This is a genomic window from Lysinibacillus irui, from assembly GCF_028877475.1.
Lineage (GTDB): Bacteria > Bacillota > Bacilli > Bacillales_A > Planococcaceae > Lysinibacillus > Lysinibacillus irui.
The window spans coordinates 3,632,038-3,645,110 of sequence record NZ_CP113527.1 but is presented as its reverse complement, the minus strand read 5'-3'; the positions used below and the strand labels follow the sequence as shown (position 1 = coordinate 3,645,110).

The window sequence follows — 13,073 nt, the reverse complement described above, 5'->3', positions numbered from 1 at the left end:
AAATATATTGGAAAAGAAACGTCAAAATGAGACTCAATCGAATATAGTGTCGTTCATTCCAACAGGCGACTATTATTATAAAAAATCAATTCAAGCTATGAACAGTGGTCAAATGAATAAGGCTTATAAATATTTACAGCGTGCGGTAGATTTAAGTCCTGATGATCCAATGATTAACTTGCAGCTAGCCATAGTAGAGTTAGAGGGTCAACGTTTTGAGGAAGCGTATGATCTGCTTCGTCATGCTTATCAAATTGATCCAGATAATCCTGAAATCATATTTTATATGGCAGAGGTATCTGGGTGTGTAGGCATAATGCATGATGCTAAACGCTTTGCGGAAGAATACTTAAAGTTAGAGCCAGAAGGTGCTTATGCGGATGAGGCAGCAGAAATATTAGAATTCGTCGCTTTTGAGCAGGACGATTTAGAAGAACTTGAAGGCTCAGGTGAGGATTTATATCGCCAGGAGCAGGCTCGTCGTTGTATGGAAAAGGGAGATTTCCCAGAAGCTATTAATATTTTAGAAGATTTAATTGAAGATCGCCCAGCATTTTGGTCTGCCTATAATAATTTAGCGCTCGCTTATTTTTATGTTGGAGAAGAAGAACAAGCAAAAGCTCTCTTACATACAGTGCTACGTGAAAATAAGGGCAACTTACATGCGCTATGTAATTTAACGGTGATTGCGTATTATGAAAAGAATGAAGAAGACTTACAAGCGCTATTAAATGTGCTTGTTAAAATTCAGCCTTATACATGGGAGCATCGTTATAAGCTTGGAGCGACATTAGCCTTAATAGGGCAATACGAATTAGCCTATAAGTGGTTACGCAGTATGCAAAAGAGAGGCTATGTTGGAGATGCAGGTTTTTACTTTTGGTTATCCCATGCTGCATATTTCTCAGATCATGTGGAGATTTCGAAAAGTGCTTGGGATCAGCTTCTAGAGCTAGATCCAGACAAAGAAGGCTTTGAGCCATGGCGCCAACAGGAGAATGAATTTGCTCTGGATGCCTTGGAGCATGATCGTGATTTTATTGTTGAAAAATTAGAAAGTTCTTATACAAGTGAACGTATTTTTGGGTTGTTTTTATTGAAAGGAACTGCCCATAAGCAAGAAATTATCGCCCATCCGAAATGGGTCAATATTGAACAATTAGGCTCATTCGAGAAGTTATTTTTGGCTTACGCACTGGGTCATGAATTTGATAAGAAAAATAAAGTAGAAGCAAGCTTTTTACGTGCAGTCCATGTGTCAGAAATTTTATTAGAACAGTATGGAAAGCTATCATCACTGATTGTTCCAATGTTTCAGATGTGGTTTGTACTTTGTGAACAAGCTTTAGTACAAAATTATCGTTTTACTAATCCTGCAGCGATTGCGGGAGCAAATGACTATTTGTTTAAATCTTCACAGATGCTCAAAGTAACAAAAAAAGAAATAGCTCAACAATATGGGGTTTCTGTTTCCACTTTAACGAAGTATATTGATGAAATCTTAACATTTTTACCTGATAGTCATAATTAGCGTGTGAGCAACATAGTTGAATAACTTTATACTTTCACATACGATGAACATACTAACGTTATCACCAATATTCCTTGGCGACATTGCGTTTTATAACCGTCCTATCCGCCAAGGGCTTTATCTTCTTCAATAGGTGACGTTACACTTAATGAAGATAAAAAGTATTTTGTTTAGGGGGAAGTATTTATGTCGGAAGAAAAAATTTATGATGTAGTAATCATTGGTGCAGGTCCTGCAGGGATGACTGCTGCTGTCTATACATCTCGTGCAAATTTATCAACATTAATGATTGAACGTGGTATTCCTGGTGGGCAAATGGCTAACACAGAAGAAGTAGAAAATTACCCAGGTTTTGATACAATTTTAGGGCCAGAGCTTTCTACAAAAATGTTTGAGCACGCTAAAAAATTTGGTGCTGAATATGCCTACGGTGATGTAACAGAAATCATTGATGGTGAAGAATATAAAACCATTAAATCAGGTGCAAAAGAATATAAAACACGTGCCATTATCATTACAACAGGAGCAGAGTATAAAAAAATGGGTGTGCCAGGTGAAAAAGAACTTGGCGGCCGTGGCGTCAGCTACTGTGCAGTATGTGATGGGGCATTCTTTAAACAAAAAAATCTAGTCGTTGTAGGTGGAGGAGATTCAGCTGTTGAAGAGGGTGTTTATCTGACTCGCTTTGCTGATAAAGTCACAATTGTCCACCGTCGCGATAAATTACGTGCTCAAAAAATTCTGCAAGATCGTGCTTTTGCTAACGACAAAATTGATTTCATTTGGAATGCAACTGTAAAAGAAATTAATGAGGCTAATGGTAAAGTTGGTAGTGTAACACTACAATCAACTGTTGATGGTACAGAATCTGAATTTGCAACAGATGGTGTCTTTGTATACATTGGAATGTTACCTTTAACTAAACCATTTGAATCATTAGGTATTTTAAATGATGCTGGTTATATTTTGACAAATGACAATATGGAAACAACAATCCCAGGTATTTTTGCTGCTGGAGATGTTCGTGAAAAATCACTTCGTCAAATTGTCACAGCAACAGGTGATGGTAGTATTGCTGCACAAGCTGTACAGCATTATGTAGAAGAACTATTAGAAAAAATTAATGCCTAACATGGCTTTTAAGGAAAAAAATACAATTTTAATGTGGTTTTAATATTGCTGTAACTTGAATGACATATAAAAGGTGTATGATTAAACATGTAATTAGCAATCCCCCTTTTATTTTGTTAGTAGGTTGTTTCCGCCTCAATAGGTGGGAGCAACCTACTTTTTTATTTGTATTGATCATGATGTTATTTACATTGTTTTACTAAATGAAGAGAACACCTCTTAAGCGTCATCTAGCGGAATGACGATCATTCCAGTAAGGATATTTAATTTATAAAAAGCGTAAGTTATGCCCACAAATAATTCACAATGCTTGAATAAAACTAAATTGTTAATTGTCTTTGCGGAGAGTTGTAAATGAGGACAAATCTTGCAAGGTCTTGCTATAATGGAGAGTAGAATGCAAAAGTGATTAGAGGTGTGCCTATGCAAAGAATTGCAAATTTAATTGCCGTAAAAGACGGTAAAGTATTATTACTTCAGAAACCAAGACGAGGCTGGTATGTTGCTCCAGGAGGCAAAATGGAGAGCGGTGAGTCTATCTTTGAGGCTGCTGTCCGTGAGTTTCAAGAAGAGACAAATGTTACACCTTTGAATGTTCATTTAAAGGGTGTTTATACAATGATCATTAAAGAAAACAATGATGTTGTGGACGAATGGATGCTCTATACATTTGTTGCAAAGGATGTAGAAGGTATACCATTTGAAGAAACGAGAGAAGGCAAGCTTGCATGGCACCCAGTTGAGGATTTAGCACATTTGCCAATGGCTGAAGGAGATCGAACTAATTTACAATTTGCCGTTTCACAAACAGGTATTCAATATGGCACGTTTGACTATACAACGAATTTTGAATTACTTCATCAGAAAATACAAATATCAAAAGAACAATAAAGGAGTTGCATGACAGTGGTGGTTGAAAGCCAACAAAGTACACATGAATTGGTTATTATTACAGGAATGTCTGGAGCTGGAAAGACAGTGGCTATTCAAAGCTTTGAGGATTTAGGGTATTACTGTATTGATAATTTACCACCTGCGTTACTTACAACTTTTTTAACTCTGCTAAGAGATTCTGGTAAAAATAGTACGCGTATCGCGGCGGTAATGGATATGCGTGGTGGCGATTTTTTTGATGCTCTAATTGGCGCATTAGACCATATACTAAAAGAAGGCGATATTGTAGCTCGTATTTTATTTTTAGATGCAGACGATGCCACATTAGTCAGACGCTATAAAGAAACAAGGCGTGCCCATCCATTAGCAGTAAATGGTTTACCATTAGATGGAATCAAACATGAACGTGCACTCTTATCTGAAGTAAAAGGCCGTGCTAATTTCGTTTATAACACATCTAACATGAAGCCAAAGCAACTGCGCGAAAGAATTGTCAAAGAATTTGCTAGTGATGCAGATACTATTTTTACTGTTAACATCATGTCCTTTGGCTTTAAGCATGGTATGCCCATTGATGCTGATTTAGTATTCGATGTGCGTTTTCTTAAAAATCCATATTATGTGGAGGAACTGCGTCCTAAAACGGGTCTTCAAACAGAGGTATCCTCTTATGTTTTAGCTTTGGAAGATACACAAATACTCATCCAAAAACTAACGGATTTATTAGACTTTATGATTCCTCTTTATCGACAAGAAGGTAAATCTCAACTTGTCATTGCTTTCGGTTGTACTGGGGGGCAGCATCGCTCAGTGACGTTAGCAGAATTTTTTGGTGCCTATTTTGCAGGCAAGGAAAATACGGTTATTACGCATCGGGATATTAATCGTAGAAAGGAATGAGTGAATGGGGAAAAAGCAAACAAAGCTTGTGGTAATAGGTGGTGGCACAGGACTTTCTACGTTACTGCGCGGGCTTAAGCATCATCCATTTGATATTACTGCTATTGTAACAGTGGCAGATGATGGTGGTTCTTCTGGCCGTTTACGTGATGACTACGATATTCCACCACCTGGTGATGTTCGCAATGTCATTGCAGCATTATCAGATATTGAGCCACTTGTTGAGCAAATGTTTCAGTACCGTTTTTCAGCATCAGAGGATTTACGAGGACATTCTTTGGGAAACTTAATGCTTACAGCTCTTACTGATATTACAGGCGATTTCAGCCATGCTATAAGTGAAATGGGAAAGGTTTTAAAAGTTCATGGTCGCGTTATACCAGCTGCAAATAAAAAAATAAACCTACATGCTGTGCTAGAGGACGGTTCAATTATCGAAGGAGAATCCAAAATACCAACAGCAACAAAGCGCATTAATCGCGTTTTTTTAGTACCTGAAAATGTGCAACCGTTACCAGAAGCTATTCGTGCCATACATCGTGCAGACTATATTTTAATCGGTCCTGGAAGCTTGTATACAAGTATCATTCCCAATCTGCTTGTGAAGGAGATTGGTGAAGCTGTAGTGAAAGCAAAAGGAAGAAAAATATATGTTTGTAATTTAATGACGCAAAAAGGTGAAACCATTTCTTATACAGCAGGCGATCATGTAGCAGCCATACATAAGCATGTTGGCAACGATTTTATTGATTCTATTTTAGTAAATGATGAAGAACTCCCAATTCCAGTAAAAGAACTGTATAAAGAAGAAAGAGCTGAACCAGTAACATTTGATGTGGCAAAGCTTGAAAGTATGGGTTTAGAGGTAATTAAACGTGACATTGCGACTATTAGGCAGGATGGAACTGTTCGACATAATGCTGCAAATGTTGCAGAATGGCTAGTAGATTACGCTGATATTTACCATCAAAAGGTAAATAGACCGATTATAGAAACATAATACGTTTATTGTATATGGTAAGATAACATATACATAGAAATATGATTGAAAGGGGGGCGTGATATGTCTTTTGCTTCTGAAACAAAAAAAGAACTGACGCAAATAGAAGCGGACAATCATTGTATGAAAGCAGAAGTTTCTGCCCTAATTCGTATGAATGGTTCATTATCCTTTGCAAATAAACAACTAAGCTTAGACGTGCAAACTGAAAACGCTGCAATAGCTAGAAGATTATATACGATTATGAAAAAGTTATATCCATACAATGTGGAATTACTAGTTCGCAAGAAAATGCGACTTAAAAAAAATAATGTGTATATATGCCGTGTAAGAGAAGGTGCACGTGAGCTGTTAATTGATTTAGAAATCATCTCAGACGACTTTCAATTTAATCATACAATCTCAAGAGAGCTCATTAAAAAGAGTGGACAAAAAAGAGCGTATTTAAGAGGTGCATTTTTAGCAGGAGGTTCTGTCAATAATCCAGAAACATCAGCCTATCATTTAGAGATATATTCTTTATATAAAGAGCATGGTGAAGCATTAATGGATTTAATGAATGAATTTGAGCTCAATGCTAAAACAATTGAACGGAAAAAAGGTTTTGTGACGTATTTAAAGGAAGCAGAAAAAATTTCAGATTTCCTTAATATTGTTGGTGCCCACCAGGCTATGATGAAGTTTGAAGATGTTCGGATATTGCGAGATATGCGCAATAGTGTCAACCGTATTGTAAACTGTGAAACAGCCAATTTAAATAAGACCATAGGTGCAGCATTACGGCAAGTGGAGAATATTCGATTTATTGAAAATTCAATTGGCCTTGATCAACTGCCAGAGAAGCTTCGTGAAATAGCACGTCTACGTGTAGAATACCAAGATGTTACGTTAAAAGAGCTTGGTGAAATGGTTTCCAGTGGAACGGTTAGTAAATCAGGCGTTAACCATCGATTAAGAAAAATTGACGAAATTGCGGAAGCATTAAGACGCGGTGAAAAAATAGGTGGTTAAGTTTTCATACTTTTCAGGTATGAATGTCATGCGTAATCGCTTATTGTTCTTTTGCTAGTAAGTAAGGTAAGATAAAACTAATAGATGAACGGTAGTGAAGGGGAGTTTTGAGAATGATTGAGAGAAGAGTCCAGGTCAAATTAAAATTAGGACTACAAGCTAGACAAGCAGCACTATTTGTGCAAGAAGCAAATCGTTTTAGTGCTGATATCTTTCTAGAAAAAGATGAGAAAAAAGTAAATGCGAAATCAATTATGGGTGTCATGAGTCTAGCTGTCGCTAAAGGTACCGAAGTTACTTTAAGCAGTGAAGGTAACGATGCCGAGCAAGCGGTTACAGCATTGGCAACACTTATCGAAAAAGAAGATTAAACATTTGTAATATTATCGAACATAAAGGCACCACAGAGCAATTCTGTGGTGCCTTTATGTTGTTGAATAAATGTTCCGTTCCGCCCGCGTCCTTTCCCCAGAGGCGTCCGATGAGCCGCTTCACTCATTACGTTCGCTCCTTATCTCATTTGTGACGTTGATCCTCTAAGAGTGACGCTTAAAATGAGTAGGGAGAACATTATCACCTTTCACAAAAAAATTTATTTTTCAATACAATAAAGGCATCACAGAGCAAATCTGTGATGCCTTCTGTTTTTTATTTATTATCGCTACGATGCATAATATGGTCGATTAAACCGTATTCTTTAGCTCGCTCAGCAGTCATGAAGTTATCACGATCTGTGTCTCTTGCAATGACTTCAAGTGGTTGACCAGTGCGTTCAGATAAAATGCCGTTTAATTTTTCACGTAAGAATAAAATACGTTTAGCAGCAATTTCAATTTCCGTCGCTTGACCTTGTGCACCACCTAGTGGTTGGTGAATCATGACTTCTGCATTTGGTAATGCAAAACGTTTACCAGGTTCCCCAGCAGCAAGTAAGAATGCTCCCATTGACGCAGCCATACCAATACAAATTGTTTGAACTTGTGGCTTAATAATTTGCATTGTGTCGTAGATAGCCATACCAGCCGTAATAGATCCACCTGGTGAATTGATGTAAAGAGAGATATCTTTATCTGGATCTTCTGCTTGTAGGAAAAGAAGCTGTGCGACAATAGAGTTAGCTACATTGTCATCAATAGCACTTCCTAAAAGGATAATACGGTCTTTAAGCAGACGTGAGTAAATATCGTATGCACGTTCACCACGACTTGTTTGTTCAATAACTGTAGGAATTAAATTCATGTTAAATCCTCCTTAAAAAACTAAATTCGAATACCTTTGCTGAAATTTCCATTGTTATTTCAGCTGTATCCTTATCATACACATTATAGTCAGGGAAGGTCAAATATTAACCCTGCTAAAGTGAAATTAAAAAAAATATATTGTTTTTGCATTCTATGGTTGTATTTTGTGAGATACGTTTGTATAATAGTTAAGGTTATAAGTTTAAAGTACAGGACACTATTTTGCAGGTATGCTTCAAAAATGAGGATTATCTACATCATGCTTTTCGTAAGCCTAGAGTGAGTACTTTTTTTTTGTGCTTTTGCCCTCGTGGTGTAATGGATAACACGTAAGATTCCGGTTCTTGCACTGGGGGTTCGATTCCCTCCGAGGGCGCCATTTTACTGATTATAGATATACTTGTTATAGCTCGTCTCCTAATAAGTAGTTTAGCAGCCTGCTTAGTGGAGATAGAGAGGAAAAAGTAAGGGAATACTGTCCTAGTTGGCATTATTCCCCTATTTGTTCCTTTCAAACCTTCAAAAAAGCAACAACTCCAAATTATTTTTTAGTGAACATACTGTACGTGGACTAGTCATAGTCAAAAAAAGAATCCTTTCTGAGGGGATTCTTTTTTTTTGCCAAAATTTATCGAAAATTGGCATCGTTTATATTGTATATATATTAGTTTTAGGTTTGATTTCTTGTTATTTATACATATTTTATCTAATTATATGCATTTAATATAAATTTATATGAAAAAATATTTAGTTTTATGTGAAAAGTTGTTGTCTAATTACTATAATGTTAATATAATTGACCTAATAGTCTAACATTTCCGAATTGCGAAAAATAATACGCATTTCGGAATATTATCGAAACAGGGGGAAAAACAATGAAAAAAACAGGATGGATGTTATTGATGATGATAGCAGCTTTAACATTAGCACTTGCAGGTTGCGGAACAAAAGATGATGCATCCTCAGGTAGTACACCTTCAGAAGATGGCGGAGATGGGAAGAAAGTATATAAAGTAGGTACAGAGGCTACTTTTGCACCATTTGAATCTGTTGACGATTCAGGGAAAATTGTAGGGATTGATGTCGATATTTTACAAGCTATTGCGGATGAAATGGATTTTGAGGTTGAATGGAATAATATTGGTTGGGAGCCTGTTTTCCAAACAATTAAAAATGGCGAAACAGATATCGGTGCTTCTGGGATCACAATCACGGAAGAGCGTAAAGAATCATTTGATTTTACAGAACCATACTATGAATCTCAATTACTAATCGTTGTGAAAGAAGATTCAAAGATTAAGTCATTAGAAGAACTAAAAGATAAAAAGGTATCCGTTCAAATTAATGCTACTGGTCATATGGCAGCGAAAAAGTTACAAGGTGAAGCAAGTACAAATATTATGGCTTTTGAAAGTCAGCCAATCGCTATTCAAGAGATGTTAAATGGAAACGTTGATGCAGCTATTGGAGATAATGCAGTAGTTTATGAATATATTAAAGCTCATCCAGATCAAAAACTAAAAGTAATTGAAGATGATGCATTCGAAAAAGAATACTATGGCTTTATGGTTCAAAAGGGGAATAAAGAGCTATTAGATAAATTAAATGAAGGTCTTAAAAAGATTAAAGAAAACGGAAAATTAAAAGAAATTACAGGTACGGATTTTCAGTAATAAATGAGTAGGGTGATGCCACTAGCACAGCTACTGTGCTGGCGGCTCATTTAATTTTCGTAACTTTAAAGGGGAATGGGGTTTTCGGATGGACATCTTTGACCTACGCTGGGACATTGTCTGGAACTACCGAGATATGTTTATACGAGGTATTGGCGTAACACTTATTTTGACACTTAGTGGTTATTTTGGAGGTATTCTATTAGGTCTATTTTTGGGCCTAGGAAAATTATCGAGTAAAAAATGGATTTATTGGCCATCTAAACTATATATCGATTTATTCCGTGGAACACCAATGCTTGTGCAAATTTTGTTAATACACTTAGCAGTGATTCCAACAATCTTTGGTCATTCTTTAGGCTATATGGTTTCAGGTATTACAGCACTAATTTTAAACTGTGCAGCTTACAATGCGGAAATCTTCCGTGCAGGTATTCAAAGTATTGCAAAAGGGCAAATGGAGGCAGCTCGTTCTCTTGGTTTAACGCATAACCAGGCGATGCGAAAGGTCATTTTACCGCAAGCATTTAGACGCATGATTCCACCGTTAGGGAATGAATTCATTGCATTATTAAAAGATTCATCATTAGTAACAGTTATTGCAGCACCAGATATTTTATATGCTAGTAAAGTAGTAGCAGGTGCAAGTTTCCGCTTCTGGGAACCGTACATCGTTGCTGCATTACTATACTTAGTTTTAACATATGGTGTAACGAAGATTGTCGCATTTATCGAGAAACGTTTTAGCAATAGTTATGTCCCTCGTAAAGCAGAAGGGCGGGAAGCAAGATGATAAAAATTGAGAACCTACACAAATATTTTGGCAAGCTTGAAGTATTAAAAGGAATCGATTATGAAATTCAAGAGAAACAGGTTGTCTGCGTCATTGGACCATCTGGTTCAGGGAAAAGTACATTTTTACGCTGCATCAATATGCTTGAAGAAGTGACAGATGGTGCTATTTATATTGAAAACGTAAAAATAAATGATCCTAAAACGAATATCAATGAGATTCGAGCTGAAGTTGGCATGGTGTTTCAACAATTTAACTTATTCCCTCATATGACAGTTCTCGATAATGTAACGATGGCACCTATGCAAATTCGTAAAATGAGTCGTCCAGATGCTGAAGCACTTGGACATGAGCTATTGAAAAAGGTTGGACTCGACAGCAAGGCTTATAATTATCCTGAGCAGCTTTCAGGTGGTCAGCAGCAGCGTGTAGCCATTGCACGTGCCTTAGCAATGAAGCCCAAAGCCATTCTATTTGACGAGCCTACTTCCGCACTCGATCCAGAAATGGTAAAAGAGGTGCTAGATGTAATGAAAAATCTAGCTGCTGAAGGGATGACAATGGTTGTTGTTACCCATGAAATGGGGTTTGCTCGTGAAGTGGGCGATCGAGTTGTCTTTATGGATGGAGGCTTTATCGTAGAAGAAGGCTCTCCGGATGAATTGTTCGGCAATCCGCAAAACGAACGTACGAAGGCATTTTTAGGGAAAGTTCTATAATTAAAAAGACAGTCCATGGTGAGAAATTACACCATGGACTGTTTTTTAATGAAGGGGATTAGATGTTGTGTCGTATGCATTAAGCATCGTTTGCATATCCTGTTCAGAGTACTGAGGCACCTGATAATAGCCATGCATATTTTGGTAGATCGATAATTCGTATGCCATTTCGATGCAGTTTGGAATACTATCAGCAACAACACGACGAACAACAGGGTTTGTTGTCTCCATCGCCGCAGTAGTCATACATTTAGCTGCCCCTTTTTGAGCACCAAGTAAGAAACCAGAAATGGCTTCATCATTAATTTCATTGGCATTTTGCATTGGCTTTTTAGGTTGACCAGCATGTAAGCCGTATTTAAAGTCATTACCTGTCTCCATTTGATAACGCCCTGTTGGCACAGATGGATCATGTCCAGTTTTAAAGGACTCCACAATTGTATTGTACATACCTAGAGTGAAGTTATATTGGCGATCCAAAATGCTTAGTAGCTCTGGATCCTTTACATGTGGGCGTAAAATAATTGCTTGGTTCATACCAGCAATAATTTCGCCGATCGTTTCATGTATGTCCATCATTTCATGGCCACCATGATTTAGGCTATGTTGTTGATTGAAATTTGTTTGATTTGATGATTCGTTATAAAACGATTGTGACAAAAAAAACGCCTCCTCAAAGATATTTTGTTGCAGTATTTAGTATGTCGAGTCCATTCCATTTCATACGGTATAAATGTAAAAGCAAAAATGTAGACTAATGACAGAAGGAAAAGGAAGTTGAGGAGGCATTAAAATTTGAAAAAATCGTTCGGACCTATTGCTGTCATTGTTATTATTTTTGTGGTAATCGCTTTATTATTCATTCCTAAATATAATAGCCTGGTGTCGGCAGAGGAAAATGTTGATTCAAAATGGGCTCAAGTTGAGAATCAGCTCCAACGCCGTTTTGATTTAATCCCCAATTTAGTAGAATCTGTAAAAGGTTATGCCAATCATGAACAAGAAGTCATAACAAGTATAACGGAAGCACGTGCTCAAATGGGGAGTGCTAATTCACCGCAGGAGCAAGCTGTGGCAAATGATGCTTTAACTGGCGCACTAAGCAGATTACTTGTAGTAGTGGAAAATTACCCCAATTTAAAGGCTGATGCAAATTTCCGTCAGTTAATGGATGAATTAGCAGGCACAGAAAATCGTCTAGCTGTAGCACGCGAGGATTATAACAATGAGGTACAGCAATTTAATAAGCATGTTAAACGTTTCCCGGGTAATTTAGTTGCAGGGATGTTTGGATTCGAGCAAAAAGAATACTTTAAAGCGGCCGCAGGGGCTGACAAGGCGCCATCAATCGATTTTAGTCAATCTTCAGGTACACACTAATGAAACGTTATATTGTACAGATTATCATCGTTTGCTCGGTGCTTCTTTTTTGTACGAATATGACGAAAGCAGCTATGCCATCACCAATGAAAAATACGTATATTCATGATTTTGCCAATGTTTTATCTACAAATGTCAAAGAACAATTAAATCATTATTCAGAGCAGTTAGATCAGGGCACAGGTGCTGAGATTATGGTTGTCACAGTGGATAGTCTCAGCGGGCAGGAGCCGAAGATGTATGCAACCAAAATGATTCGCTCATGGGGAATAGGTGACAAAGAAAAAAATAATGGTGTCCTAATACTAGCCACTTTTGGTCAGGGTGAAGGCAATAATGATGTGGTAATAGCTGTTGGTCAGGGACTAGAGGGACCATTACCAGATGGTAAGCTAGGACGTATTTTAGATCATGCATTTTACCCATTTGCGAGTGAGGGAAACATTGATCAAGCCTTCCAAGCTACATATGCTGAAGTATTTCGCACTGTTGCGGAAGAGTATAATTGGAATGGTGAAGTACCTGTAGGAGCTAACGAGGGTGAAGATATGCCTGTTTGGTTAATCATCTTAATCATAATTGTTGTCCTCATCATTTATTCGTTCTTTTCAAAAGGCGGTGGTGGTCCAAGAGCTGGGGGCTTTGGTGGTTTTCCAGGAAGCTTTGGTGGAGGTCGATCGAGTGGTGGAGGCTTCGGAGGCTTTGGTGGAGGATCTTCTGCAGGAGGAGGAGCAAGCAGAAAATTCTAATCTGTCTGTATTAGCGAACTAATCATATTAGTTCGCTTTCCTTATGGATAT

At 37.5% G+C, this 13,073-nt stretch carries 15 protein-coding genes and 1 tRNA gene; 13 read left to right on the top strand and 3 right to left on the bottom strand.

The annotated features are described in order from the left end of the window. Nucleotides 1–7 precede the first annotated feature (7 nt). From OU989_RS18355 to OU989_RS18325, 7 genes are all read left to right on the top strand, one after another. A complete protein-coding gene (locus OU989_RS18355; RefSeq protein WP_274794391.1) occupies nt 8–1,531 on the top strand; it encodes a tetratricopeptide repeat protein in 1,524 nt (507 codons plus the stop codon). A 186-nt stretch (nt 1,532–1,717) separates the two neighbouring features. Next, nucleotides 1,718–2,662 (top strand): thioredoxin-disulfide reductase, encoded by a 945-nt coding sequence (gene trxB / locus OU989_RS18350; protein ID WP_274794390.1) that lies wholly within the window; start codon nt 1,718–1,720, stop codon nt 2,660–2,662. A 423-nt stretch (nt 2,663–3,085) separates the two neighbouring features. After that, nucleotides 3,086–3,553, top strand: a complete 468-nt coding sequence (locus tag OU989_RS18345; RefSeq protein WP_274794389.1) for an NUDIX hydrolase — start codon at nt 3,086–3,088, stop codon at nt 3,551–3,553. Between the two features lie 9 nt (nt 3,554–3,562). After that, the gene (gene rapZ, locus OU989_RS18340) at nt 3,563–4,456 is read left to right on the top strand and encodes an RNase adapter RapZ (RefSeq protein WP_274794388.1); all 894 of its coding nucleotides are present in this window, start codon (nt 3,563–3,565) and stop codon (nt 4,454–4,456) included. Nucleotides 4,457–4,460: 4 nt separating this feature from the next. Then, a complete protein-coding gene (locus OU989_RS18335; RefSeq protein WP_274794387.1) occupies nt 4,461–5,456 on the top strand; it encodes a gluconeogenesis factor YvcK family protein in 996 nt (331 codons plus the stop codon). Nucleotides 5,457–5,519: 63 nt separating this feature from the next. After that, nucleotides 5,520–6,467 carry a DNA-binding protein WhiA gene (whiA, locus tag OU989_RS18330; RefSeq protein WP_274794386.1) on the top strand — a complete coding sequence of 316 codons (948 nt, stop codon included), beginning with the start codon at nt 5,520–5,522 and terminating at the stop codon, nt 6,465–6,467. Between the two features lie 113 nt (nt 6,468–6,580). Then, nucleotides 6,581–6,838, top strand: a complete 258-nt coding sequence (locus OU989_RS18325; protein ID WP_274794385.1) for an HPr family phosphocarrier protein — start codon at nt 6,581–6,583, stop codon at nt 6,836–6,838. Here OU989_RS18325 and OU989_RS18320 read toward each other — a convergent pair. Further along, on the bottom strand, nt 6,835–6,966 hold the full coding sequence (locus OU989_RS18320) for a hypothetical protein (protein WP_274794384.1): 132 nt from the start codon (nt 6,964–6,966) through the stop codon (nt 6,835–6,837). The genes OU989_RS18325 and OU989_RS18320 overlap by 4 nt on opposite strands. 149 nt (nt 6,967–7,115) lie before the next feature. Then, nucleotides 7,116–7,706 carry an ATP-dependent Clp endopeptidase proteolytic subunit ClpP gene (gene clpP, locus OU989_RS18315; protein WP_004228025.1) on the bottom strand — a complete coding sequence of 197 codons (591 nt, stop codon included), beginning with the start codon at nt 7,704–7,706 and terminating at the stop codon, nt 7,116–7,118. 306 nt (nt 7,707–8,012) lie between these two features. Here clpP and OU989_RS18310 point away from each other — a divergent pair. The 4 genes from OU989_RS18310 to OU989_RS18295 all read left to right on the top strand — a co-directional run bounded on the left by OU989_RS18310 (nt 8,013) and on the right by OU989_RS18295 (nt 10,893). Next, nucleotides 8,013–8,087 (top strand) — tRNA-Arg (locus OU989_RS18310). 496 nt (nt 8,088–8,583) lie between these two features. Next, a complete protein-coding gene (locus tag OU989_RS18305) occupies nt 8,584–9,381 on the top strand; it encodes a basic amino acid ABC transporter substrate-binding protein (protein WP_274794383.1) in 798 nt (265 codons plus the stop codon). Nucleotides 9,382–9,469: 88 nt separating this feature from the next. Continuing rightward, nucleotides 9,470–10,174, top strand: a complete 705-nt coding sequence (locus OU989_RS18300) for an amino acid ABC transporter permease (RefSeq protein ID WP_274794382.1) — start codon at nt 9,470–9,472, stop codon at nt 10,172–10,174. Continuing rightward, the gene (locus OU989_RS18295) at nt 10,171–10,893 is read left to right on the top strand and encodes an amino acid ABC transporter ATP-binding protein (RefSeq protein ID WP_274794381.1); all 723 of its coding nucleotides are present in this window, start codon (nt 10,171–10,173) and stop codon (nt 10,891–10,893) included. Before OU989_RS18300 ends, OU989_RS18295 begins: the two co-directional genes overlap by 4 nt. Nucleotides 10,894–10,938: 45 nt before the next feature. Here the strand turns inward: OU989_RS18295 and OU989_RS18290 are convergent, their stop codons facing one another. Further along, nucleotides 10,939–11,553: a spore coat protein gene (locus tag OU989_RS18290; protein ID WP_274794380.1), complete on the bottom strand. Its 615-nt coding sequence runs from the start codon at nt 11,551–11,553 to the stop codon at nt 10,939–10,941. Nucleotides 11,554–11,688: 135 nt separating this feature from the next. Here OU989_RS18290 and OU989_RS18285 point away from each other — a divergent pair, with 135 nt between their 5' ends. Further along, complete coding sequence (locus OU989_RS18285) at nt 11,689–12,273, top strand: LemA family protein (RefSeq protein ID WP_274794379.1); 585 nt, start codon at nt 11,689–11,691, stop codon at nt 12,271–12,273. Further along, complete coding sequence (locus OU989_RS18280; RefSeq protein ID WP_274794378.1) at nt 12,273–13,022, top strand: TPM domain-containing protein; 750 nt, start codon at nt 12,273–12,275, stop codon at nt 13,020–13,022. The genes OU989_RS18285 and OU989_RS18280 overlap by 1 nt, the downstream gene beginning before the upstream one ends. Nucleotides 13,023–13,073: the final 51 nt, after the last annotated feature.

Bases quoted from the DNA above. Each gene is read 5' to 3' on its own strand.
- trxB (WP_274794390.1), top strand. From the start codon at position 1,718: ATGTCGGAAGAAAAAATTTATGATGTAGTAATCATTGGTGCAGGTCCT.
- OU989_RS18345 (WP_274794389.1), top strand. From the start codon at position 3,086: ATGCAAAGAATTGCAAATTTAATTGCCGTAAAAGACGGTAAAGTATTA.
- rapZ (WP_274794388.1), top strand. From the start codon at position 3,563: ATGACAGTGGTGGTTGAAAGCCAACAAAGTACACATGAATTGGTTATT.
- OU989_RS18335 (WP_274794387.1), top strand. From the start codon at position 4,461: ATGGGGAAAAAGCAAACAAAGCTTGTGGTAATAGGTGGTGGCACAGGA.
- whiA (WP_274794386.1), top strand. From the start codon at position 5,520: ATGTCTTTTGCTTCTGAAACAAAAAAAGAACTGACGCAAATAGAAGCG.
- OU989_RS18325 (WP_274794385.1), top strand. From the start codon at position 6,581: ATGATTGAGAGAAGAGTCCAGGTCAAATTAAAATTAGGACTACAAGCT.
- OU989_RS18320 (WP_274794384.1), bottom strand. From the start codon at position 6,966: ATGAGTGAAGCGGCTCATCGGACGCCTCTGGGGAAAGGACGCGGGCGG.
- clpP (WP_004228025.1), bottom strand. From the start codon at position 7,706: ATGAATTTAATTCCTACAGTTATTGAACAAACAAGTCGTGGTGAACGT.
- OU989_RS18305 (WP_274794383.1), top strand. From the start codon at position 8,584: ATGAAAAAAACAGGATGGATGTTATTGATGATGATAGCAGCTTTAACA.
- OU989_RS18300 (WP_274794382.1), top strand. From the start codon at position 9,470: ATGGACATCTTTGACCTACGCTGGGACATTGTCTGGAACTACCGAGAT.
- OU989_RS18295 (WP_274794381.1), top strand. From the start codon at position 10,171: ATGATAAAAATTGAGAACCTACACAAATATTTTGGCAAGCTTGAAGTA.
- OU989_RS18280 (WP_274794378.1), top strand. From the start codon at position 12,273: ATGAAACGTTATATTGTACAGATTATCATCGTTTGCTCGGTGCTTCTT.